Below are 24214 nucleotides of genomic sequence, written 5' to 3'. Positions count from 1 at the left end.
TTGGAAGGGATGGAGAGCGGAATGATCTTAAGGGTAAAGGGCGTATCGAAATCATTCGGCTCGCAGCAAGTATTGGAGCCGATCACGTTTGAAGTGGGGGAAGGAGAACGCATCTGCATTCTCGGTCCATCGGGCTGCGGGAAATCGACGCTGCTGCAGATGGTTGCCGGACTTCAGCGCATAGATTCAGGCGAGGTGGAGATGGCTGGTGTCACCGTGGAACGGGGAAAGCACTATGTTCCCCCGGAGAACCGGCCCATCAATATGGTGTTTCAAGATTATGCCCTATGGCCGCATATGACGGTGAAACAGAATATGGAGTATGGGATGAAGCGCCGGAAGCTGGACACTAAAGACAGGGCGGATAAATTGGATCGACTCCAGTCGCTTCTGAAGCTGGAGGGCTTATTGGACCGCCTTCCCGCCCAGCTGTCGGGCGGGCAGCAGCAACGCGTCGGCATCGCAAGGGCCCTGGCAACAGAGCCTAAGCTGCTGTTGATGGACGAACCGTTGTCTAATCTGGACGTTAAGCTTAGAACGGACATGCGGGGTGAACTGGCTAGACTGCTGGGGGAGTTATCCATCGCTTCCTTGTATGTGACGCATGATCGTATGGAGGCATTTACGGTGGCGGATCGGATTCTGATTTTGCGGGATGGACGAATTGATCAATTCGGGGAGCCGAGGGTGTTGTTTGAGAGGCCGGCAAGCCCTTGGGTTGCGCAGCTCATGGGATATCACAACCGGCTAGAAGCCGAGCTGGCCCGGAATGGGCAGCCTGAAGCCATACTTGCCGGGCATCCCATTGTTGGACTTCGCTTAGGCGGAGATAAGGGAGACGGCAGGGCTGTGATAATGATCCATCCCGAATCCATCCGGATATGCAGCGAAGAAACTTCGGCAGCAGGAAGCCTGCTGAAGGTGACGGTGGTACAGACGGTGTACGAAGGGACAAGATGGAGAGTCATTGTGGAAACGTCAGATCGGCAGCCCATTCATTTATTCCATGATTGCACGGTGGATGCCGGAAGCGAATTGTGGATACGACTGTCTCCGGATCAAACCATGATATATGCAGACAGCAGCATGCTAGCCCCATGAGCCAGGTGTACGCAGTTTCGGATGTTCATGGTTACGGTCATCTGCTGCAAGCTCTTCTGCTGCATGTGCATTATGATCCGAAGGTGGACCGCTTGTTCCTGCTTGGGGATTATGTAAACAAGGGACCCGATTCAGCCGGGACTCTGGACTATGTGAAGGAGCTGTGTGATTCCGGTGCCGTTGCGCTTCAGGGAAATAATGAGCGCAAATGGTTGCATCAATTGCCGACACATGCAGGTTTCGCAGCTTCCCAATGGTTACAATATCAACCATTCATAGCAGCCATGCCGTTATGGACCGAGTATAAACAATATTTGTTTGTGCATGCGGGCATTCGGCCCGATATTCCGCTTCACGCCCAGAGCCCGGAAGAATTGACGGAGATCCGTGAACCGTTTCATCAATCGCCGCGTTATATGGATAAAACGATTGTATTCGGGCATACGTCTACATTTCGTCTGGGTGTACCGCCAGAGGAGCTCTGGTATGGCGATGGCAAGCTGGGGATCGATACAGGCGCAGGACACGGATATTATTTAAGCCTGGTGAATTTGACATCGGGCATTCAGTGGTCCATTTCGGTTACACGGTCTGAGAATATTACGTGCCGGAAGCTGAAAATAACGGGAGCATCCGGTCTTCCTAAATAATATAATTCCATATAAAAAAGAAACACGCAGCATCACTGACGAATGGTGATGCTGCGTATTTCGCTCGAGGGCCTATAATCACCAAAGGGTTGAATCAGAATTGGTCCCAGCCATTTCCAATCAGCTGGCGCTGCAAGAATGGCAGCTGCCGTTGCTGTTGGATGAATTGCTGACGCTGTTGTTCTTGTAACTGCTGTTGTGAACGGAATTGCTCTTGTGATGGAGTTGGTGTTTGCTGCGGTTCAGCAGCATATGCTCCATGCTGAGGTTGATCCTGAGCTTGAAATTGCTGCTGGAACATCGGTTGCTGTTGCTGCTGAAATTGCAGCTGCTGTTGTTGGTATTGCTGTTGCTGCTGCTGCTGAAGAAGCTCATAGTCTCGATTACCAGATGTTTCTTGATGATAATAGTGCTGATTATAATGTGACGAATGCTGAGGATGTTTCATCTGCCCTTGCCCTTGCATTTGCTCTTGCTGCGAGCAGTTGTTGGGCGGGCCGATGATAACCGTATCGGTAATCGGAGCCAGGGTATCCTTGACTTTGGCTTCATCCAGGCAGTAGGTGTGAGCGAACACGCTGGCCGGCGTCAATCTCAAAAGATCCGAGCCTCCAATAAACTCCGGCACCGGTGCGTCAAAGATCGCGATCAGGTGGGTATTGTCAACTGTCGCCATTTCATAATGCCACCAGCCTTGGGGCACGAGTACAACCTGACCGGGCGTTAGCGTGAAGTTTAGAAGCTCCTTCGTAAATGGATTGACGATAGAGACGATAACTGCACCGGAAACGACATACACCAATTCGGATGCATTTTGATGGATATGCGGTTCTATCACGTTTCCGGTGCTGAGATATATATCCAGCAGGGAAGCGTTGCCGAGCGTGTTTAATTCTTTTATGGAGAGAGAATTTATATAATTTCGGCTATCTTTTTTGAAAAACGGGTTATTGCTCATATCATAAGTATACCGAACGGACGGTGAGGTGAAATCCATATAAGAGACGGCCACTTTTGATTCCTGCCCTTCATATTGTAATAGGCGTTGACCCATAAAATACGTTATTCCCATGGGCAATCATGCGTGAGCCCATTTTCGGTACCAGCAGCATGCAAGCCACCCGTTGGCAGGATGGCTTGGGCATATTTCAAGGGAGGGAGCGGGTGAGGTCAAGTCGATTTTGGAACCCATGTCTTACGACCGGCCGAGAAGCTGACCAGTCCGGCAGCCAGTCCAAGCGCGAGCACGAATCCGCCGAGCCATGGATGATATTGAAGCGTGGATGTTGTATTGACCATGAAGCCTCCAGCACCCGCGCCTGCAGCTAACCCGAGGTGCACAATGGAGGTGTTTAAGCTGAGAATCAGATTGGAGGAGCCTGGTGCCTTCTGTATAAAATAACTCTGAACGGCAGGACCCGCCGCAAACATGGACAGCACCATGATTCCCATCAGCCCGAGTCCTATAAACGATTGGCCTGCGAGCAGCGGAAGAAGTGCGAAAACCGCGATATGAATGAGTGTGCTGAGAGTAATCACTTTCGCTGGCCCAAATCGGTCGACCCAATATCCGCCGAGCCTGGAGCCGATCGCTCCAAAAAGTCCAAAGCCGAGCATAATGATACTGATGCCTGATGGCACGATATGGAATATATCGTGAATAAACGCCGTTACATACGTAAATAGTACCGAGTTGCCGGATTCCCGGAAGAACGTAAGCAGCAGCGCGCTCACGATTACGAGACTCCCCAGCACTTTGAATTGCTGGTGAAAGGGAACGGGTGCGTCCCCTTCAACATCCGGCAGGAGTCTGATCAGGACAAAGGCGACCGGTAGACTGAGCAGAGCCAGCAGCAGAAAGATGGATTGCCAGTTCAGCAGATTCGTGATCCATATTCCGATCGGTACGCCCAGCACCATGGCGCTGCTGAAACCTAGCACGATGGTGCCGATGGCACGGCCTAACGTATCCGGTGATACCAGCTTGGCTGCTGTCCCCATTGCGGCAACGAGATAGACGCCTGAGCTTACCCCCAGAATGACGCGGGCACCCATGAGCATCCATACTTCGGTGCTGAAATAGGATACGAGACTGCCGGCAATGAACAGCAGCAGCGAGCCAAGTAGCACTTTTTTACGGTTGTACCGAGCGGTGAGCGAGACCAGAAACGGTGTCCCGATCGCAAAAGCAAGCGAATAAGCGGTAATCAGCTGGCCGGCAAAGGCCAAGGAAATATGAAGATCGTCTGCGATTGCATACAGAATACCCGAAACGACCAGTTCCGAGGTGGCAGTAAGAAAAACCCCAAGCGCCAATAAATATATCGTAAATCGATTCATATCCATTCATCCCTTCGTTAGCAAATCAAGTACCCTCTGCGATCATGGCTAGCACATGCCGCAAACGGGGTGGTATAACGTGAAATCTCTTTGTGTTTGTATTATAAGTAGCGCGCATATATGATGTAAGAAGGCAAAGTATTTGGATATTATCCAAACATTTTGACCAACTTACGATTAGTTAGTGATGAGGTGAGGCTGTGGAACCGGTTAGAGAGGACTTTCAGGAAAAGCCAGCGTTCAATCATATCTGCTCGGTGCTGCAAATACTTGGAGCCAAATGGGCGTTTCTCGTCATCGCGCAATTAGCCCGAGGGCCGAAAAGGTTTAATCAGCTTCATCGGGATGCAGCCATCATCAAGACGCAATCCTTAACGGATGTGCTGCGGCATTTGGAAGGCAGCGGGATCGTAAGACGCGAGGTATTCCCTACCGTTCCGGTATCCGTGGAGTATTCATTGACCGAGAAGGGGCTGGACTTTCTGGATTCTTTGAAAGAGATGGAGAAGTGGGCCGAAAAATGGGGAGTAGAGCAATCCTCTTGACTAGTCACAAAAAATAGTTCATAAATCAAAAAAACTCATTTCCAAAGGTTTAACACAGGAAATGAGTTTTCTTTTTTTTGAAAATTACGTATTCTTATAGATAACATTTTCAGATTGGGTATGAAGGATAGGGAGGTGGTTGCCGCTTGCGAATCCATAAGGTTAACCTGCTGACAAAATTGCTGATTTCCTATTTGCTTGTGCTGATGTTTCCCGTGATCGTTATCCTGTGCTATTACTATCCCTATTCGGCGGAAGTGGTGAAAGAGAAGGAAATGGACTGGAATGCGCATATTACGGAGCAGTTCATGACATCGATGGATACGTTTACAAGGTATGTGTACAATCTGCCGTTTGAGCTGATACAGAACCGGGAATTTAAGATGTATAAGGCGGAGGAAAGTGACTACCAGCGGGTGCTTATTGCCAATGAGATGAAAAAATACAATGCAACCGATGCTTTTATTTACAACACCTTGCTGTATGTGAAGAACATCGGTTATTTGTTTTCTAAAACTGGAAGCGCATACAGTCTGGGCGATCTTTCCATTCCGGGCGTCGGTTACTATTATGAAAACTGGGCGTACGAAGATATGATCCAGACCCTGAATGAACTACATTCTCCTATCGTCAGGCCTGTGGAGAACGTGATTGTACCCGGTAATAACCGGGTTCGAATGCTGACCTTCGTGCAGCCGCTGCCGGTAGGCGGCACGAATTCCCCCGGAGCCGTCATGATCATGGTAAGGGAAGATACGATCGTTCGGATGATGAAGTCCGTTTCGGAAACCTATAGCGGCGATTTTTTTGTGTTAGACGGCCAGGGAAGGCGATTGGTATCCTCCAATGATACGTCATACCAATCCTCCGATGATTTCAGGAAGCTTGTGCACGGCATAGGGGAGGAGTCAGCTTCTTCTTCGGGCATTTACCAAATCAGCGGAACGGACTATCTGGTGTCGTTCTCCGTTTCGGATAAGAATGGCTGGAAATACGTGAGTTTGCTGCCGGTATCAAAGTCCTTGCAGGGCATTCGGACGATTCAGTTGAATACAGCCATCCTTGTCGGGCTGATTCTGCTGCTTGAAGTGTTCATCATCTACGTATCCATCCGGAAGAACTACCAGCCGATTCGCCGTCTGGTTGATCTTGCCGTACATGTGTTTGAACCGCAGGAGCGAAAACCGATGAATGAGATTGACACGATCAAGTATACGTTGGAGGAGCTTTCGCAGGCTAACAGCAAGCTGGACGAGCATGTGAGGGGATCTTTGCCGATTATGCGGGATAACCTGCTGTTTGAGCTGGTGAGTGGGCATATTCCAGATTGGGAGAACTTTGAACAAGAAGCCCGGAGGGTTGGCATCCGGTTTCATCATGATAACTTCACGGTTGCCGTATTATGCTGCGAAGCGGATGGAGCAGGGCTGGACAAGATATTGGCTTGCTGCCGGGATTATGAGGGACTGCTGCCCGATAATGCCCAAGGCTGCTTCTTCAAGAGCATCTATCAGCAGGAATTGATTCTGGTGTGCTCCCATACATATGATTTTCCAATCAAATCCTGGCTGGAGCAGCTGCAGGAAGAAATCTTGGAGCGTACGGGCCAACAGACAGAGATTGGCATCGGCAAGCCTGGCGCTGCCCAATCGCCTCTGGACCTCCATCTCTCCTACCTGCAGGCGCTCCGCACAGCGGAGTTTCTGCGTATCCGGAAGACCGGGACCGTGCTGATCTTTGACAATCTCGAGATCCCCCAAACCGGAGCTGTATCCTACTTTGCCGAAATTCTGCAATCTCTCGAGCTGGCGATCCTCAAGAACGATGCGGCCATGCTGGCCTCTTTGGCGGAGCGGATGATCGGTTACTTAAGCAATGACAGCCTGCCGCCGCATAGGATCCGGAGCCTGTACCTCAACACGGTTACCGTCATCTTCAACGGCCTCCAGCGGTTCCGTCATGATGACCAGAGCCTGCTTCGGCTAACCGAGGCGGCATTTAACCACCGTTATACGCTGGAGCAGATGATCGGAATTATCAGGGAGAGTTATGCCAAGCTGTGCGATATGATCAGCGAAACGCTCCCCGTGTCCCGTACGGCAACGCAGGAAGAGATTCTGTCCCTCATTGCGGAGAAAGGAATGGATCCAAACTGCTCGCTGCAGATGATGGCCGATTATTTTGATATGTCGGTTTCCAACTTCAGCCATCACTTCAAGAAAACGATGGGGCAAAATTTCAAAGAGTATATCGATCAGCTTCGCATCCAGAAATCCATTCAGCTTCTGCGGGACAGCGAGGAGACCCTCGAAGCCATTTCCCAACAGGTCGGGTACACCAACACCTCGAGTTTTATCCGTTCCTTCAAAAAGATGGTGGGTACGACGCCCGGACAATATCGAAATACGTATAAAGCATAAAACAAAGACCGCTGATGCCGGATAAGGCAGCTTACAGCGGTCTTTTATCAACCTTTTTCGTTAAAAGCTTCTTGTGCCGGCGCTTTTTTAAAGCTGAGCAGCTTCAATTTTTGAACATATACAATTTTTGAATTCCCTATGGCTGCCTGAAATGGATGCATTTTCACCCTTTAATTATAAGCGCTTTCAAAAAATGAGGATGCTTAAAAACTGTTCGTTTACGAGGCTCTTCCCCTCCGTATAGAGTGAAATATGTCCCAGGCAAGTCCAAGACATGACCGCATTTCCATGGACCAGACCAACAAACTAAACCAGGAGGTAATGGAATGAAGAAAAGGGTAAACGTTTTCATCTCGCTTATCGTCATCACTGCATTGTTGTTAGCAGGATGCAGCGGGGCCGGAGGTGACGCTAACGAATCGGCCGAAACACCCGGAGATCAAACAGGCAAGAAAGTAAAGCTCACCGCCATCATTACCAAGCACCCGCTTACGAAGCCGCTGGCCGAAATGGAATGGCTGCAAAAGGTTGAGGAGACGGCGGGCGTAGACATCGAATGGCAGGAGATTACCGCCGATTGGGGACAGAAGAAAGGGACGATGCTGGCCAGCGGTGATATTCCCGATCTGTTTATCGGACCGAACGTCATTACGGATGCCGACTTCGCGCAGTTTCAGGGGCTCTTCCAGGATCTGTCCGGCATGCTCGATCAGGCACCCAACGTACAGAACATGTTTAATGAAAAACCGGATACAAAAGTGATTGCAACGCAGTCGGACGGGAAAATATACGGTCTCCCGAAATATCAGCGGTTCTGGCCGGCATCCGCCAGCAGGCAATTCATTAACCAGCAGTGGCTCGATCACCTCGGGCTGAGCATGCCGACGACATGGGATGAGCTGTATGAAGTGCTCGTCGCCTTCAAAGAGAAGGATGCCAACGGCAACGGCGATCCCCATGACGAGATTCCGATGGATTGGCCGGGAGGCATCGGCGGATATTTTAACCCTGCGGTACTCTTGGGCAGCATGGGCATTACGCTGACAGACGGCAGCGGGCAGGGCTATTTTGTGGAGGACGGACAGGTGAAGAACTTCCTCACCGATGACCGGTACAAAACGATGGTGGTATTCCTGAACAAGCTGTACAAGGCGGGGCTGATTAACCCGGAAGTGTTCACCCATGATTATACGAAATATCAATCCATTGCACGCGGCGAAGGGGACACGGCCAAGGTCGGCTTCACCTGGGGATGGGTGGCTTCCGACCGTTTCGGCGAGCAGCTGGCTCCGCAGTATGCTTCCATGCCGCCGATGAAGGTGTCGGCAGATTATGCGGGGAAGCTGTCCTGGAGCTATGATCATTACTCCCTGAACTATGGACCTAACCATATCGTGATGTCTGCCAAGACCAAGAACAAGGAAGCGGCCATGAAATTCATCAACGAGCTCTATGCGCCCGAGGTGGGCATGCAGGTGCTGTTCGGATCCCTCGGACCGAATATTAAAGATAACGGAGACGGTACATATGCCGTTCTGCCTCCGGCCGATGCCAAGATGGATCCGGGCACATGGAAATGGACCTCGACGATGGCGGACAACGGCGCTTTTTATATCCCCGATTCCTTGAAGCTAACGCTCGGCACCGATATGCAGGAGGTGCTGGGACAATCGGAGCCTCTAGAGGCCGCTTTAGAAGTGGATCCCGACAAGGACGTGTTTCCCGGTATGTTTATTAAATATTCCACCCTGGACAATAACGCTATGAGCCTGAACAACACCAACGTGATGAATCTGGCGGAATCCAGCTTTGCCAAGTGGGTGACCAAGGGCGGCGTGGAAGCCGAGTGGGACGCGTACATCAAGGAAAGCGAGAAAGCAGGCCTGAAGCAGAATTTGGAGATTATGCAAAAATATTATGACGACTACATGAATCAAAACTAGGAGGGAGGATATGGAATCCCGTAAAAGACAGAACACCTTCAGACGAGATTATCAGCTGTGGATTATGATTTTTCCGGCTATTATCGTCATCCTGTTGTTTAACTATATCCCGATGTACGGCATCCAGCTTGCTTTTCGGGATTACGATTTCAGCAAAGGCTTGACTGGTGGCGAGTGGCGAGGGTTCGCCTACTTTCAGCAATTCATCGACAGTTACCTGTTCACGGATTTGATGCGAAACACGTTTCTGATCAGTTTGGCCACGATCGTGCTCGGCTTTCCGGCTCCGATTATATTGGCTCTCGTTCTTAACCAAATCCGCAGAAAAAGAATGAAGCAGCTGATGCAGACTACCGTATACCTGCCCCATTTCATATCCATCATCGTGCTAGTCGGCATGCTGAATGTGCTGCTATCCTCTGAAAGCGGAGTTGTCGGTCACTTCATGAAGGCGGTGGGTCTGGGGCATATCAATCTGTTAGCCTCCACCTCGACCTTTATTCCGGTGTATGTGCTTTCCGACATATGGCAGCACTGCGGCTGGAACAGCATTATCTATCTTGCAGCCTTGTCCACCGTGGACCCCCAGCTGTATGATGCCGCCAAAATCGATGGGGCCAGCCGGTGGCAGACGATCCGGTATGTCGACATTCCCGCCCTCATTCCAACCATCATCATCCTGTTTATTCTCAGCATGGGGAATATCCTTGGGACCGGCTTCGAGAAGATATTCCTGATGCAGAATTCGCTGAACCTTCCCGTCTCGGAGGTGATTGCCACCTACGTCTATAAAATCGGGATTATCTCCAATCAATTCAGCTTGGCATCGGCCATCGGTTTGTTTAACACGCTCATCAATTTCGTATTCTTGTATGCGATGAACACGATATCGAAGAGAATGTCGGAAACGAGCTTATTCTAATGATCGGGGAAGGAGAAACGGTTGTGGAACATGAAACTGCCAGAATGCGCGTCAACGGCAAGGAATTGATGTTCAGAATAACATTGGCATTTCTGTGTGCTTTTATTTTTCTTCTGGTTGCGTACCCGCTATATTTTATTGTGATTGCTTCCTTCAGCGACTCCACGCTGGTGTCTACGGGGAAAGTCATGTTTATCCCCAAAAACATAAGCTTTTTCGGTTATCAGGAAATCTTCAAGGATATGCGGATCTGGACTGGTTATCGAAATACGTTGTTTTACACGGTGTTCGGCACCCTGGTTAATATGCTGTTCACGCTTCCGGCAGCGTATGTGCTGTCCAGAAAGGAATTTCGCGCCAGACGGATCATCATGTTTATTTTCGTGATCACGATGTTTTTCAACGGCGGGCTGATCCCCACCTATTTATTGATGAAGGGGCTTGGCCTGACCAACACGATCTGGGTGTTTATACTTCCTTTCTCCGTGAATGTGTTCTATTTGATCATTGCCCGGACGTTTTTTGAAAACTCGCTGCCGCCGGAGCTGCATGAGGCGGCCGTCATGGACGGCTGCTCCCACTTCACCTTTTTCTTCAAGGTGGCTCTGCCGCTGTCCAAAGCGCTGATTTCCGTAATCGGGCTCTATTATTTGGTGGGACACTGGAATGATTTCTTCACCGCGCTGATCTATATCCGGGACACGAAACTCCAGCCGCTGCAAATCGTTCTGCGGGATATTCTGCTGTCGAACCAGGTGTTCTCAAGCGGTGCGGGAACAGGCGGGGATGCAGGGGGATATGCCCAGCGGTATGCCGATCAGATCAAGTACGGCGTTATTATCGTATCGACGCTTCCGATTCTGCTCATTTATCCGTTCATGCAAAAATATTTCGAGAAAGGCGTCATGATTGGCTCCATTAAAGGTTAACGCGTTCGGCGAATGTACGAATTAAGTCTCAGGAGATGTAAATAAAAAAACGGGCTGTTCCAATAGATCCTGGATCTGGAGGGACAGCCCCTGTTCTGTTCTGCTTCATTTGTCGGTTCGATTGTTAATCTCGTGAATGGAATGTTTTGATTCTCCTTCACATTAATATGGTAATGATGCATATCATGATCAATTTGAAGGAGGATGGCATGTTGGATGAGAAATGCGGGAATGAACCGCGGCTTAATCAAGCCGATATTAGTCATTTTGACGCTGCTGTTATTGACGTCGACATGGGTTAAATCGGAGTACGCTAATGCCGAGCCGCCAGTGGTACCCGGTGTAAAGGATACATTAAGCAGAAAGGGTACGGCTCTTGCCGAATGCACGACTATGCCATGGAATATTAGCAGCGCTTACAAGAGCGGAGCTGAAGTATCGCATCTCGGGAACCTGTGGAAGGCGAAATGGTGGACGACTGGCGAGGAGCCGGGAACCACTGGCCCTTGGGGCGTGTGGCAGGATAAAGGGCCATGCGGTTCCGGAAACGGTGGCGGGGCCACACCGAATCCTGATCCGTTGGATCCTCTAATCACTTGTTCCACAACATCATGCTTGCAGAGCGCCTTGAAGAATGTCGTTCCCGGGAAGCGGATTGTCCTGGCACCCGGGACATACACGGGAAGTTTCTCCACGGATGTCGAGGGAACTGCCTTGCAGCCTATCGTCATCGAGAGTCAGAACCCGGCTGAACCAGCCATTATTTCCGGGTATTCCGCAGGTTCTGGTTACAGTTTACGCGTTCGGGGCGACTACTGGATCATACGCAATCTAAAGTTTACCAATGCGCAAAAGGGAATCATCCTGGACAATTCCAACTTTACCCTCATCACCGATGTGGAGGTTTACCATATCGGTTACGAAGCCGTGCATTTCCGTGACGGCACTTCCTACAGCTCCATTGAGAACTCCCGTATTCATAATACCGGCAAGACGGGAGCAGGCTTTGGGGAAGGGGTCTATGTAGGCTCTGCAGAGGGAGCGGGCTACAATCAGAACACCCACAACAATACGATTCGGAATGTTGTTTTTGGCCCGAATATAACGGCAGAGCACATCGATATCAAGGAACGGTCGACGGGAACGCTCGTTGAGAACTGCATCTTTTATGGCGAAGGAATTAGCGGTGCGAATTATGCCGACAGCTTTATCGATGGGAAAGGCAATGGGGCTGTCATACGAAATAATACGGCTTATCAGAACGGAAACAGCATCATCGTGGATGCGTTTCAGCTCCACGAGATCGTGCCGGGGTGGGGGATTGATAACGAGTTCTCCAACAATACGCTTTACCTGACAGATCCTTCCGTGTATGTAATCGGGGCTTATAACAATACATCGGCAACGGCACATCAGAATACGAGAAGCCCGGCAGGCAATATGTATAGAGGAAATGTAACGGTAACTTACTGATTCCGGATCATATCCACGAAGTTCATGGCGGCAGCGGATAACGGTTCATACTTGCGGGTGCAGACCGCAATGATATTTTGCAGCTCGATTCCATCTACATAGACCCGGCTCAGCTCGCCGCGCTCCACATACTCCCGCACGACGAGAGAGGACACAAAGTTTGCGCCGTATCCGGCAATGACGGCCGTGATCGCTTCGTGCAGTCCATTGAATTGCAGCGTGATCCGCGGGGAAGGCGCGCTATGGGTACGACATAAGGCAAATAACCGTTCCCGCGTTGAACTGCCTTCCTCCCGCATAACAAAAGGCTCTCTCATCATCTCTTCCAGGGTGATACGCTGATCGGCATAGCGGTGATCGGGGGATACGACAAACCATAACTCATCCCGGAACAGCTCCTCGGTCTGTATCGTATTCGGAGATTCCTCTGGCAGGCCGCCGTATATCGCAAGGTCGACGTCCATATTTAACAGCTGCTTAAGCGCATCGCTTGAATTCGTGGTGGTTATGCTCATTTCTACCTCTTCGTACCGCTGCTTGTATTTCGCAAGCCAGGCCGGCAGGAGAAAATGGGAAGGAAGATAGGTTGCCGCCATCTTGATCTGTCCCCTCGAACCGCTGCGGTAATCCAGACAGAATTGTTCAATCTGCTGCTCGACAGAGAAGAGTCTTTTGGCTAGCGGGACGAGCTCGGCTCCGGCCTCCGTCAATCCGATGCCCCTTCCCTGCGGTTTGAATAGCGTAAGGGAGAGTTCCTTCTCGAATTTTTTAACTTGGGCTGTTATGGCGGGTTGGCTTATATTTAACAATTCAGCAGCTCGGGTAACACTGCCCGTTGTGGCGATGACATGAAAGAGACGTAATGCGTGTAAATTCATGAGAGTCGTACTCCTATCCATTCATATATTAAAGTTATATAAGTTCTTCAAATATATATTATATCTATAACAATAAATCACATACAATGATTTTGTAAGATCCAGATGGAGAATAAGGGAGGAAACGGACATGAAAAAGAAGGATGCTGCAGCTGCAACTTGGGAAAAGGTGGATGATTACATCACCGGACATTTGATTCCTTATGATGAGGTGCTGGAGAAGGTGTTAGCTGCAAACCGCGATGCCGGATTGCCGGAAATTGATGTATCCAAGGCTCAAGGTAAGCTGCTGAACGTCATCGTTCAGATCAAGGGCGCGAAACGAATTTTGGAGATCGGCACGCTGGGAGGGTACAGTACGATCTGGATGGCTAGGGCGATTGGGGCTGAGGGGCAGCTAATTTCACTAGAGCTCGATCCGCATCATGCGGAGGTTGCCAAATCCAACGTGGCATTGGCCGGACTGGAGGATAGGGTGGAAATCCGGGTAGGGGATGCTGTGATGCAACTGGAGCAGCTGGCCAAGGAGAAGGTGGAGCCGTTCGATCTGATCTTCATTGATGCCGATAAACCTAACAATCCGAATTATTTGAAGTGGGCGTTACAGTTCTCACGGCCGGGCACTGTCATTATTAGCGATAATGTGATCCGGGATGGAGAAGTTATCGATCATCACAGCACAGACCCTCGGGTGCACGGTATCCGTAAATTCATGGATATGCTGTCCGCCCACCCCGCCATCTCCGGCACAGCTATTCAAACGGTGGGAAGTAAGGGGTATGACGGGTTTTATATCGGAGTTGTATCGTGAGCTGCTAGACTGGAGCCTCTTTCCGTTGGCGGCAATCCTGATCAAGTTAATGGCAGAAGGAACATGAACCCGCAGCAATCGGATTTGTCTGTATTTGAAAAAAAGGAGGGTGTCCCAAAGATCTTAGATCGATCGTAGATCTGGCGGGATCCTCTCCTTTTTCTGTTAAGAGATGCTATTCCTCCGGATCAGGGATGACAAAAGATACGCTTGTCCCCTCACGGACCTCGCTTTGAATGGAAAGACCGCTCCCATACGTCTGAATCAACCTGCGATTTGTGTTATACAGACCGATCCCTCTTTTGTCTTTGCGCGGAGCATCCAGCAACTCCTGTACTTTTTCTCTATTCATTCCCATGCCGTTATCCTTGACCTGAATTAGCGTGGACTGCTCCTGACGGATTATATGGATTTCGACGGTGCCGCCTTTAGCTATTGGGATAATACCGTGCTGTACCGCATTCTCGACCAGAGGCTGAATCGTTAAGGGAGGAAGCAGGAGGTTCAAGTCCTGATCCACGTTCCATTTGACATGAAGCCGGTTGCCATGTCGCTCCTTCTCAACATACAAGTAAGCGCGTACGAGTTCGAGTTCTTCCGATAGTGAGACAAATTTGCCGGAGTTTTGATATTGAAAACTGATTTGCAGGTATGAACTGAAAGCCTCATTAAGTTTTCGCATTCTTTCCACATCAATTTCACTTAAAGCGTGGATGGAATTCAAGGTGTTGAACAAAAAATGCGGATGGATTTGCGCTTGCAGATATGCGGCCTCCATACGAAGACGCTCGTCTATGGATTGCTTTAACGTAATTAATGACTGGATACGGTATTTAAGCTCCATTGGATCCACCGGTTTCGTGACATAATCGTTGGCGCCTGCCCGAAATCCCGCATACATGTCGGAGGGCTCGCTGCGCGCCGTCAGCAAAAGCACAGGGAGCTCGGAAGGGGAATAACGCTCCCTTATCATCCGTGTTAGCTCGTAGCCTGAAATCTGCGGCATCATCACGTCTGCGATAACCAAATCCCATGGTTTCGTCCCGAGCAATTCCAGCGCTTCCCCGGCCGAAGTTGCTAATTGCAGGTGGTAAGGTTCAGTCATCAGTATGCTTGCAAGCACTTTTAAATTTACAAGGTTGTCGTCAACGGCCAGGATATTCATCTGATCTTCCATGGACGGCACTTCTACGGTGAGGAGCGGCTGGCCGTTGAGGTCGTTCCGGCTTGCTGCCATTTCTTCATAAGCTCCGAGCCGCTCGGCCAATATGCTCGGGGAAATCTCTACATCCGTCGAATCAGCCAAAGGAAGCGTGAAGGTAAACGTTGAACCCTTTCCGACTTCGGAGTGAACCGTCATGCTGCCGCCATGAAGCTCTACCAGCTCTCTGCTGATGCTAAGGCCCAAACCGATGCCGTTGGTGTCGCCGTATCCGGGATCGCCTTGTTCGTATGGTAGAAATACGCGCTGCTGTGTTTCGTTATCCATTCCTGTTCCCGTATCCGTTACTTCGATGATCATTTGCCCGTTCCTGGCATTGGCCGTTACGGCAATGATTCCTTGCTCGGTATGTTTGATGGCATTATGCAGTACATTCATGAGGATTTGCACAAGCCTTTTTTCATCGGCCATAACGAGAGGGAGGGCTGCGGATGTGTCTATATTCATGTTCAACTCTACGGCTTTTCCTTCAACCAAATACTTCAAGATATCGATAACGCCATTTACGACAGAGGGAAGTGACAGCGGCTCGGCATGCAGTACGATTCGCTTTTCCCTCAGCCTTACTGCGTCCAGGAGATCATTCAGCAAATGCGACATCTGACGTCCAACCTTAATAAGGAGATTCATATCCTCTGCACTTCGGCTGTCCATATGACGATGCTCCCTGTCCGTCACACTCTGGGCGATATTCATGATCCCGTGCAGCGGCGTTCGCAGTTCATGTGACGTTTGAGCTAGAAACCGGTCTTTCATTTTGTCCGCCTTCTGCAATTGGCGGTTGAGCTTGCTGATTTTATCGGCATTGCGAAAATAACGCTTAAACCAATAGGCCGAGAAACCGATGATGGCCGCGATGACATCAACGGGGTAGTATACGGTTGGAAGCTCCTGATATTTGTTGAGCGCCCCCCAGATCACGCTGGAGAAAATGCCGCTGGCTGCCAGGAGCAGAAAGATCGCGTCATCCTGGCTTGCAGCCACCATTCTCCCGAATATATAGATAGAGATGATGATCGGCAACATATAAAAAATGCTAAAAACTTTATATTCCACCGTCCAGAAAACAAGCGAAGCAGGCGCGATGGCAATGAATCCGGAATATAGAAGCAGGGAAATGCCATAACCGGTAAACCACCGATTGCGGGTCTTTAAGGTGAAACTTCGGGTCATTTTCAATATGAAAAAAGACAGCCAAGAATAAGACAAAATGGAGATTTTAAGATCCCAAGTGTAATTGATAGGCAGCCATTTCAGCAGCAAATCATCATCAGAAACTACAATCGTCAAGGATGCGGCGAGAAGCAGCAGAAAAAAATCAAGAAGCGTCCATTCCCGTGGATTAAATAAATACAGGATGCAGGAATACAGACCGTGAAGGATGAGCACGACGAATGTAATGAGCTGAAGATCGATGGAAAGTCCGCGTTCATCGTGGATGGCTTCGCTGGATCCCAGCTTAATGGAATTTACAATTCCGCCTTTGAGCGGATGCTCAAAGTTGGCCACGCGTACAATCAAATCGATTTCTTGCGTATGTTCAGCGGGAGTGTAATCGACAACGAAGGGACTTCGGGCCGGTGAATAGGTGTTATTGCCATCTTCTCCGGTCTTGCCCATTTCCCCTACTTTAATCCCGTTTATCTCCACGCTGGCCGAAGCCTGAATCTGCCGGATCCAGAACGATAGGGGAGCGGTTAAGGGTTGATCGACCAGAATACGAAGTCGATAGGTTCCAGTACCATAGGCGGATTCGGATTCTCCCCGCCAATCTCCTGGAACCGGCACATAGCGATGCTGCGGATTGGTTTGCTCCAGTTCTTGTTTTGTGGCGAGTTTGTTAGGATAGAACGCCCATTCCCCGTCCAATGTTATGGATTTGGAATGAATGAGGTCCCAACTGCGTAAGTCGAGCACCCCTTGGGAGGCTTTCGGGTGGTGGGGAGGAACGAAGGCCTCGATCCAATACCAGCGAATGCTGAGAAGCACGGACAGAAAAACAGTGATTGCCAATATATACTGAACAATCTTTTTACTTCCAATGTGATATGTATTTTTTGCAGATCGAGTCGGCACGGCTCACGTTCCTTCTAGGTTTTGTATGGTTTGTTGTGAAATTCGAGATTCTTCTTCTTAATATACGAGAAAATGTGACGATCGTATAGTTATTACTCTGCAAAAAGCATTCAGTTCTTTGGTAGCAGTCCCAAGTACTTACGGACAGGAGAGCCGTTCATTTTTAATGAAATGGCGTATAAAAAACCGCCTTCTACCTGTCATCAATCAGGAAAAAGGCGGCTATTGTGAATATTGTTAGGATGGGGTCATCTTTATAATGGTTACATTCCTACGTCATGTCCGGATGGGCTGCTCTTTGTGTCCTGCTCCTTGGGGGTGAACGGCCACCAGTTAGCCCGGCCAAAGATACGGACCATCACGGGTACGAAGAATGGCAGGAACAGGAGTGCATAGAGCACAAGTCCAACCAGGACAACCGTTGCGATCTGCATCATGGACAGTACGCCGGATGGATACATCGCCGCAAAGGTACCGCCAAGAATGACCACCGCGGACAGGATCACGGTACCCATGTTGCGCATGGCATGCAGAATGGCATCCTGAACATTCCAGGACTTATTCTCGTTGAAGCGCGCCATTAGGAAGATGCTGTAATCCACCCCAAGCGCGATCAGCATGACAAAGCTGAAGAACGGCGTGGCCCAGGTGATGCCGGAATACCCGAAGCCGTGAACGAAGATCATCTCCGTAACACCGACAGCCGTAAAGTACGTGATGACCAGAGAGACAATCAGATAGATCGGCATCACGATGGAGCGCAGCAGCACGACCAGGATAATGAAGATTCCGCTCAGCATGAGAATCACGGTTCGCGAGTAGTCTTCGTTGGATATGTTCTGCAAATCGTTATTCGTGCTGGTAATGCCGCTGATGGCAGCTTCGGCGTTCTCCAATTTCGTGTCCTTTACTGCGCGGTCTACCGCAGCTTGAATCTGTTCAACGCTGCCGAGCGCCTCTTCGCTGTACGGATTGGTTGTCAGAACCACATCCAGCGTCATCACTTTGCGGTCCTTGCTGAGATAGGTATCGAATACCGTCTGGAATTCTTTATTCTCAAGGGCTTCCTGCGGAATGAGGAACCCACTGAGCTCTTCATCCTGAACGTCCTGAATCTGCTGCAGGTAATCCTGAGCGGAATGCAGTCCGTCCGAAATTTGCTTCAATCCGTCCGCACTGGAGTTCAGTCCTTCCGTCAGCTCTCCGATCTGGCCGGTAAGATCGCCAAAGCCGTCGGCAAGCTGCTTCTGCCCGCCCTGCAGCTGGTCCAGACCGCCTGTAATGGAAGGAATTTGGCTCACGATCTGTCCTTGCCCGTTAGCTGCCTGCGAAAGACCGGATTGAAGCTCGGCGATACCGGTCACGAGCTGCTGAAGACCGTCGGCAAGCGCCGTTTGCCCGGCGGCTGCCTTAGCGTAACCGGCGTTTGCTTCCGATAAGCCGGCAGAGGCACCTTTAAGCTGCTCGGAGATCTGTCCTAACCCTGCTGCCAGCTCGGCTGTGCCTGCAGCTGTTTGCGTAACGGTACCTTTAATCGTTTGATAGTCGGTATCTTGAATGAGTTCCGGGTGGTTGCTCTCCAGTCCCGTGAAGGAGCCTTCAAGTCCACTCAGTGCGGCCGCAACGCCGCCCAGCTGCTCTTTAAGTCCGGCAACGCCGCCGTCAAGAGCTGCTAATCCGGTATCAAGCTGTTTATAACCTTGGAGAAGCTGGGCATGGGCTGCAGCTAACTCTTTCGCGCTTTTCGCAGCTTGCGCAAGTCCGGTTTTGAGTTCGCCTGCGCCTGCGCTTCCGCTCTGGATTCCTTTTTGAATGGCGCTGAGGCCTTGGCCAAGCTCCGTAATGCCGTCCTTGAGGTCGGCGGTTCCCTTGGTCAGCTCTTTGGCTCCCGCTGCGGCTTCATTCAGCTTCGGCGTATTCTCGCTGAGCTGCTTGCCTGCTTCGGATAGTCCATTCTGAATCTGGGTCAGTCCGTCTTTGGACTCTCCCAATCCTTCATTTAACGTTTTCACTTGAGTTGGAATGAGGAAATCGTTGATTTGCTCGCCGGTTGGACGGGAGAGCCCGCGTACACTGGATACGCCATCAACCTTTTCCACTTCCCGGCTGATTTTTTCCGCCAGTCCCATGTATTCCGCCGTATCCATCCGGTCATCGTTCTTGATCACGATAGTGGATGGCAGCGATTGTCCGGGACCGAAGCTGTCCGAAATAATGTTAAAGCCCTTGACTGAAGCGTAACTTGGCCCGATTTCCTCCAGGCTGTTAAACGACAGTTTACCGCTGTACGTAGCCAGGAAAGGGGCCACAATCACAGCTACGACAAGCAATGCCGCCCAAGGGCGCTTAAGAGAGAAGGAACCTGCCGCTCCCCAAAGCTTATTTTCGCTATGCTCCAGCTTGCCGCGTGACGGCCAGAAGAGCATCTTGCCCAGGACTGCCATGAAGAATGGAACGACTGTAACCAATGCTAGAAGCATAACGGCGATGCCAATTGCAACCGCAACCGCGGATTTGTACAGAATGAATTTGGATAACCCGATGGCTGCAAAGCCGACAAATACGGCAAGCCCCGAATAAAGCACGGTGCCGCCAGCTTTTCGGTAGGTTTCAATGATGGCCGATTTGGTATCCTCGGACGTGGTGAGCTCTTCCTTAAACCGGCTGATCAGCAGGATGCAGTAGTCGGTTCCGATCCCGAACATGACGGCTACCATAAAGATTTGCGTGAAGGTCGATATCGGAAAATTGAACTGGTCCACGAGAAAAGAAACGACGGACTGTGACACGATATAACTGAGACCTACGGTCAACAGCGGTACGAACGGTGCGACGAAGGAACGGAATACAACGAATAGAATGAGGAGAATAAAGACAACCGTAATATATTCCGTTTTCTTCAGGCCTTCCTCCGAGCTGACGATGGTGTCTTCATTGATGAGGCCTTCGCTTGTCAGGTAATGATCGGCTTGAACGCCTTCCAGCACCTGATCAACCTTCTGAGGCAGAGCTTTCACGGCTTCCTGGCCACCGCTGACCTGAAGCGCGACCATGATGGTCTTGCCGTCTTTGGCAATCAGCGTGTCTTCCAGCTCCGTTTGCGTGAACGGTTCATTGATGGAATCGATATGGAGGCTTTCTTTATTGTCGTTTAAAGCTTGAACGCCTTCCCGGATACTCTCCTTATCCGATGCGCTTAACCCATCGGGTTTATTGAAGACGAGCGCAACCTGGTGCAGGGTTTCCCCGCCCTCGCCACCGGAGGCTTCCTTCAGAATTTCAGCGGCGCGCGAAGAGGTGTAACCGTCCGGTACGGATAATTGCCCCTTCTCCCGCACCAGGTCCGACATGGATGGCGCGAACAAAAACAGCACAACTGCGGCAGCCAGCCACAGCACGATAATGGCCCATCTTGCTTTCAGTATGGCTTTCAATTCTTTCTCCCCCCTGATTCAAACATCAATTGCCCCAGTTTCTCGAACATCGAGATAAACATTTCGATATCTTTTTCTTCAAAATGCTCCAGGTAAGGGGAAACGATTTCCCTCATCTGTTCCTGGGCAGATTCAAAAATCGTATGTCCGTATTCCGTTAAAGTCAGATAAACCAGCCTGCGATCTGCTTTATCCCGGGTTCTGTCAATAATGCCGGCATCCACGAGGCGATTGACGATAGCGGTAATCGAGCTCTTGCCAACGGCAAGCGTTTCCGCCAGATGGGATGAAGTACAGTGATCCATGCTGTTGATGATGCGCACAACCTGAAACTGGTCATTGGTCAGATCTTCACCGAGATGTTCCCGAATCTGGGCGTTAATCCGCCGGGTGACCAGCAGGTAGACATCCACATATCGGTCGATCCACTGCTTTGCCTTGTCGTTCAATGATAGTTCTCCTCTCAAACAGTTCACGTATGAAATAGTTTCATTAATGAACTATATGGCAGGAGGAAAGAAAAGTCAAATGTCCGCATCACGGCAAAGGCAGATGAACTTGGAATAAAATCCTCATTGCCTGTCTGCATGACGTTTATTAGAACAGGCAATGTCTTCGATCAAGCCGGGAGGCTGGAACATTACCTCGGGTAATACGAATACCCCGGATATTTCACGACAGGCCACTTTTCTTTGCGCAAAGCATCGGTGACTTCGTTTCCGACTCTCAGGTTATCCTGGACCAGGTCCCGAGGGGTCAAGGCCATCCATTGATTCAAGGATATATCCTCGAACCGGTCGCTTCTGAATATCTCCAGAAACCACAAGGTTTCCGTGCCCGTGTTCTGTATGTAGTGGCCGAAGGCAAAGGGGACATAGCCCACATCACCGGCTCTGTAATCAAAGGTCCGCGCCGCTCCATTGCCGGAAAACACGGTCATTCGTCCTTGTCCGGCCAGGTAATACTGCCATTCATCTTGATTCGGATGCCAATGGAGCTCCCTCATGGCGCCCGGTTTGATCTCGACGAGCGCGGCTGCAACGGTTTTGGAGATAGGAAAATGGCTGGAATCCACGATTCTTACGCTTCCGCCGGGGGTTATGATCGGTTCTTGCGCCAACAGCCGGTGCTTGAAACTCAGCGGCACTGTTCCGTAAGGTGATTGGACCTGCTGGCTTTCGAGCGAACCTGGCACCTGATCCTGAAAAATATAAACCTGTTCCTTCGGGATATGGTCAAAAGCGTTCTCCGGAACGCCGAAGTTGGCGGACAGCACATCCTTTGGCGTATGGGCAAACCAGTCGGAGATCGATAAGGTGTTCAGGTCCGAGAAGTGGCCGTTGTCAAAAACCAGCAGGAATTCACAGCCTTCCTCGAGTCCCTGGATCGAGTGGGGGAGACCGGCAGGAAAATACCACAGATCGCCGGGCCCCACATCGGCGATGAAATTTCTACCGCTTGCATCCATGGCCGTAATTCTTGCGCTGCCCCAGATCATATAGGCCCACTCGGCCTGCTGATGCCAATGCAGCTCCCGAACGCCGCCTGGCGTGAGGCTCATATTGACGCCCGCCAGCGTGGTGGCAATCGGCAGGTCCCGTACGGTAATCTCCCGCGACCAGCCGCCATGATTCAGCTGCATATGCGTGTCGGAGAACGACATTTTCAGATTGGGCATCAAGCCCGCATCCGTGGCCGGTGGCACAAGCATGTCGGGATTCTCGATATCCCTCATCACATCCCGCGGGCCAAAGTCCGGCCCGCCTGTTCCGTCGCTGCGTATCGGCTGTGGTATGCGGTCATGATTTTCTCTGTTCCGGCTCTGATCCTCCATCAATCTGTATCTCCCTCCATATAGTTTTTACGTAGCGTATCCCGTTAAACTGCTATCCATTAAGTTTATGAGCCAGCGCTTGGCTAATATGTTGAGGAATGCGAGGCCATTCCATGGTGGGTTTCGCAATGACATTTCACACTTCAAAACGAAAAGATGGAAGGAAGGCTCTATATGTCGTGGCGGAAGGGGGCAATCCGTTTTCCTAGCGACAGACCTGTCCATACCAGCAGCAGAGTGGTCGGCAGGGCAATGATGGTTCCGAGGGCAAGTGAAGCCATATCGATGATGTCTGCATAAAAGAGGCGATAGAGCGCATAAATCCCGTAAGGAATTTCAAGGATGGCGGCTGTAATGACACCCGGGGTGTATGCCCACAGGGCGATCGAAGCACCCACATGTTTCACGCCATCCAGCAGGAACACCGTGACAAAGCCCGCGAACAGCGCGTTGAATGGGCTGCCGATCTCGAAGTTAAGAGCTGTAAGGGCTGTTACGCTGGTGAGAATGAAGCCGATCAGCAGGACGGCAAATGTAAATTGCAGGGTGATATTCTTATCCCACGGAGTGGAGACAGGCGAGATTTTGGATAGCATAGGGTTATTCTTGTTCTTCCTGAGCCACCATTCCATCGTAGCAATCTCTTCTCCATCGTGAATGAAAAATACAACCGGCAGCAGCCACAACATCATGACGAAATTCCAATCTGACATGAATGACAGCATGATTCTCATGTCTCCCTTCAATATGCTATATTTAGAGACATTCCAAAACTGAGTAAGCACTCAAATTTAGCGGATAAAAGAAGCTGATGCAGTGTAGGGTGCTTCTGTTCTGCTATCAGCTTTTCTATTCTATCCATACTGGGATGGACATCGGCGACTTAGGATTCTTCATTAAAACCACGCATCAGCAGCCGGACGAGCTCGCGAATATAGGATTCATCCCCGAGGGGGAGGGCTTCCTGTTTGAAGCGTGAATTGAGCATGCAATAGACCAGAATGGAGGAGGTCATCATCATCATCGCAACCTGAACCGTGTGTTCTGATGGATGCTTCGGTCCCGCTGCCTGTTTGAGTATGCTGCTGCCTGCTGTCCCAAAACCTCCGATCAGCCGTGACACCTCATTCGATACCTCGGCATCCCTTATGAGTTCTGGTGACCAAATGAGCATTAGATAATCCATGTTTGTCCTGAGGAACCCGAGGTATGCCAAGCCGTATTGAAACAGGGCCTCCTCCGCAGGCAGCTTCCACAATTCACCTGCGTCCTTTTGAAGCTGCGTAACAAAGGAAAAATTGTTCACAAGGTAGAGCAGCAGCTTCCGCTTATCTCCGAAGTGGTAGAAGATCAGCCCTTCGGCAACGCCGCTTTCGGCGGCAATCTCTTTGGTTGTCGTCGCATGAAATCCCTGCTGCGAGAACAGTTTCAGAGCGGCGTTCAATATCCGTTCCTTTTTGGCATTTCGATTGTTTTTTGTAGGCATAGGCAGATGGCTTCCTTTTTTGATTAAATGACGAATCCAACAAACTGAGTGTTTACTCAAGAATATAGTCGTTTCCAGGTATTGTCAATCCTCGAAATATCAAGGCATGGAATGTTCTAAATTTTCAATGTTATTGATAATAATGAAGGG

The 24214-nt window shown here is 50.3% G+C and carries 18 protein-coding genes; 9 read left to right on the top strand and 9 right to left on the bottom strand.

The window, feature by feature from the left end; genetic code table 11:
* The first annotated feature begins 21 nt into the window (after positions 1-21).
* Positions 22-1101, top strand: coding sequence for an ABC transporter ATP-binding protein (locus ABEW73_RS02465; protein WP_430171956.1), 1080 nt, complete (start codon positions 22-24; stop codon positions 1099-1101).
* Positions 1098-1751: a metallophosphoesterase gene (locus tag ABEW73_RS02460; RefSeq protein WP_430171954.1), complete on the top strand. Its 654-nt coding sequence runs from the start codon at positions 1098-1100 to the stop codon at positions 1749-1751. The genes ABEW73_RS02465 and ABEW73_RS02460 overlap by 4 nt, the downstream gene beginning before the upstream one ends.
* A 94-nt stretch (positions 1752-1845) precedes the next feature.
* Here ABEW73_RS02460 and ABEW73_RS02455 read toward each other — a convergent pair whose 3' ends face one another.
* Both ABEW73_RS02455 and ABEW73_RS02450 read right to left on the bottom strand, forming a co-directional pair.
* Positions 1846-2709 (bottom strand): cupin domain-containing protein, encoded by an 864-nt coding sequence (locus tag ABEW73_RS02455; protein ID WP_430171953.1) that lies wholly within the window; start codon positions 2707-2709, stop codon positions 1846-1848.
* 212 nt (positions 2710-2921) lie between these two features.
* Positions 2922-4091, bottom strand: coding sequence for an MFS transporter (locus tag ABEW73_RS02450; RefSeq protein WP_430171951.1), 1170 nt, complete (start codon positions 4089-4091; stop codon positions 2922-2924).
* Positions 4092-4291: 200 nt separating this feature from the next.
* Between ABEW73_RS02450 and ABEW73_RS02445 the strand changes: the two genes are divergently transcribed.
* The 6 genes from ABEW73_RS02445 (at position 4292) to ABEW73_RS02420 (ending at position 12323) form a co-directional block, all read left to right on the top strand.
* Positions 4292-4636, top strand: a complete 345-nt coding sequence (locus tag ABEW73_RS02445) for a winged helix-turn-helix transcriptional regulator (protein WP_430171950.1) — start codon at positions 4292-4294, stop codon at positions 4634-4636.
* A 146-nt stretch (positions 4637-4782) separates the two neighbouring features.
* On the top strand, positions 4783-7056 hold the full coding sequence (locus ABEW73_RS02440) for a helix-turn-helix domain-containing protein (protein ID WP_430171948.1): 2274 nt from the start codon (positions 4783-4785) through the stop codon (positions 7054-7056).
* 326 nt (positions 7057-7382) lie between these two features.
* Complete coding sequence (locus tag ABEW73_RS02435) at positions 7383-8999, top strand: ABC transporter substrate-binding protein (RefSeq protein ID WP_430171946.1); 1617 nt, start codon at positions 7383-7385, stop codon at positions 8997-8999.
* 10 nt (positions 9000-9009) lie between these two features.
* Positions 9010-9921: an ABC transporter permease gene (locus ABEW73_RS02430; protein ID WP_430171945.1), complete on the top strand. Its 912-nt coding sequence runs from the start codon at positions 9010-9012 to the stop codon at positions 9919-9921.
* A complete protein-coding gene (locus tag ABEW73_RS02425) occupies positions 9921-10850 on the top strand; it encodes a carbohydrate ABC transporter permease (RefSeq protein ID WP_430171943.1) in 930 nt (309 codons plus the stop codon). Before ABEW73_RS02430 ends, ABEW73_RS02425 begins: the two co-directional genes overlap by 1 nt.
* Positions 10851-11066: 216 nt before the next feature.
* Positions 11067-12323 (top strand): right-handed parallel beta-helix repeat-containing protein, encoded by a 1257-nt coding sequence (locus tag ABEW73_RS02420; RefSeq protein ID WP_430171940.1) that lies wholly within the window; start codon positions 11067-11069, stop codon positions 12321-12323.
* Here the strand turns inward: ABEW73_RS02420 and ABEW73_RS02415 are convergent.
* Complete coding sequence (locus ABEW73_RS02415) at positions 12317-13201, bottom strand: LysR substrate-binding domain-containing protein (protein ID WP_430171938.1); 885 nt, start codon at positions 13199-13201, stop codon at positions 12317-12319. The two genes, ABEW73_RS02420 and ABEW73_RS02415, sit on opposite strands and share 7 nt — an antisense overlap.
* Before the next feature lie 130 nt (positions 13202-13331).
* On the opposite strand from ABEW73_RS02415, the gene ABEW73_RS02410 reads away from it, so the two are divergent.
* Positions 13332-14012, top strand: coding sequence for an O-methyltransferase (locus tag ABEW73_RS02410; protein WP_430171936.1), 681 nt, complete (start codon positions 13332-13334; stop codon positions 14010-14012).
* A gap of 175 nt (positions 14013-14187) precedes the next feature.
* Here the strand turns inward: ABEW73_RS02410 and ABEW73_RS02405 are convergent, their stop codons facing one another.
* The 6 genes from ABEW73_RS02405 to ABEW73_RS02380 all read right to left on the bottom strand — a co-directional run bounded on the left by ABEW73_RS02405 (position 14188) and on the right by ABEW73_RS02380 (position 24064).
* Positions 14188-17310 carry an ATP-binding response regulator gene (locus tag ABEW73_RS02405; protein ID WP_430171934.1) on the bottom strand — a complete coding sequence of 1041 codons (3123 nt, stop codon included), beginning with the start codon at positions 17308-17310 and terminating at the stop codon, positions 14188-14190.
* 263 nt (positions 17311-17573) lie between these two features.
* Positions 17574-20744 (bottom strand): MMPL family transporter, encoded by a 3171-nt coding sequence (locus tag ABEW73_RS02400; protein ID WP_430171932.1) that lies wholly within the window; start codon positions 20742-20744, stop codon positions 17574-17576.
* Complete coding sequence (locus tag ABEW73_RS02395; RefSeq protein WP_430171930.1) at positions 20741-21193, bottom strand: MarR family winged helix-turn-helix transcriptional regulator; 453 nt, start codon at positions 21191-21193, stop codon at positions 20741-20743. Before ABEW73_RS02395 ends, ABEW73_RS02400 begins: the two co-directional genes overlap by 4 nt.
* A gap of 191 nt (positions 21194-21384) precedes the next feature.
* Positions 21385-22578 carry an oxalate decarboxylase family bicupin gene (locus ABEW73_RS02390; protein WP_430171928.1) on the bottom strand — a complete coding sequence of 398 codons (1194 nt, stop codon included), beginning with the start codon at positions 22576-22578 and terminating at the stop codon, positions 21385-21387.
* 170 nt (positions 22579-22748) lie between these two features.
* A complete protein-coding gene (locus ABEW73_RS02385; protein ID WP_430171926.1) occupies positions 22749-23303 on the bottom strand; it encodes an HXXEE domain-containing protein in 555 nt (184 codons plus the stop codon).
* Positions 23304-23461: 158 nt separating this feature from the next.
* On the bottom strand, positions 23462-24064 hold the full coding sequence (locus ABEW73_RS02380) for a TetR/AcrR family transcriptional regulator (protein ID WP_430171924.1): 603 nt from the start codon (positions 24062-24064) through the stop codon (positions 23462-23464).
* Positions 24065-24214 lie beyond the last annotated feature (150 nt).

Source organism: Paenibacillus lautus (assembly GCF_050482385.1).
GTDB lineage: Bacteria > Bacillota > Bacilli > Paenibacillales > Paenibacillaceae > Paenibacillus_AQ > Paenibacillus_AQ lautus_B.
The sequence above is the reverse complement of the archived record's forward strand: the minus strand, read 5'-3'. Positions and strand labels throughout refer to the sequence as shown.

What these genes read in the sequence shown, in the direction of transcription:
- ABEW73_RS02385 (WP_430171926.1), bottom strand. Translation starts at nt 23,303, where the DNA reads ATGCTGTCATTCATGTCAGATTGGAATTTCGTCATGATGTTGTGGCTG.
- ABEW73_RS02450 (WP_430171951.1), bottom strand. Translation starts at nt 4,091, where the DNA reads ATGAATCGATTTACGATATATTTATTGGCGCTTGGGGTTTTTCTTACT.
- ABEW73_RS02460 (WP_430171954.1), top strand. Translation starts at nt 1,098, where the DNA reads ATGAGCCAGGTGTACGCAGTTTCGGATGTTCATGGTTACGGTCATCTG.
- ABEW73_RS02410 (WP_430171936.1), top strand. Translation starts at nt 13,332, where the DNA reads ATGAAAAAGAAGGATGCTGCAGCTGCAACTTGGGAAAAGGTGGATGAT.
- ABEW73_RS02390 (WP_430171928.1), bottom strand. Translation starts at nt 22,578, where the DNA reads ATGGAGGATCAGAGCCGGAACAGAGAAAATCATGACCGCATACCACAG.
- ABEW73_RS02420 (WP_430171940.1), top strand. Translation starts at nt 11,067, where the DNA reads ATGAGAAATGCGGGAATGAACCGCGGCTTAATCAAGCCGATATTAGTC.
- ABEW73_RS02380 (WP_430171924.1), bottom strand. Translation starts at nt 24,064, where the DNA reads ATGCCTACAAAAAACAATCGAAATGCCAAAAAGGAACGGATATTGAAC.
- ABEW73_RS02465 (WP_430171956.1), top strand. Translation starts at nt 22, where the DNA reads ATGATCTTAAGGGTAAAGGGCGTATCGAAATCATTCGGCTCGCAGCAA.
- ABEW73_RS02425 (WP_430171943.1), top strand. Translation starts at nt 9,921, where the DNA reads ATGATCGGGGAAGGAGAAACGGTTGTGGAACATGAAACTGCCAGAATG.
- ABEW73_RS02435 (WP_430171946.1), top strand. Translation starts at nt 7,383, where the DNA reads ATGAAGAAAAGGGTAAACGTTTTCATCTCGCTTATCGTCATCACTGCA.
- ABEW73_RS02430 (WP_430171945.1), top strand. Translation starts at nt 9,010, where the DNA reads ATGGAATCCCGTAAAAGACAGAACACCTTCAGACGAGATTATCAGCTG.
- ABEW73_RS02415 (WP_430171938.1), bottom strand. Translation starts at nt 13,201, where the DNA reads ATGAATTTACACGCATTACGTCTCTTTCATGTCATCGCCACAACGGGC.
- ABEW73_RS02455 (WP_430171953.1), bottom strand. Translation starts at nt 2,709, where the DNA reads ATGAGCAATAACCCGTTTTTCAAAAAAGATAGCCGAAATTATATAAAT.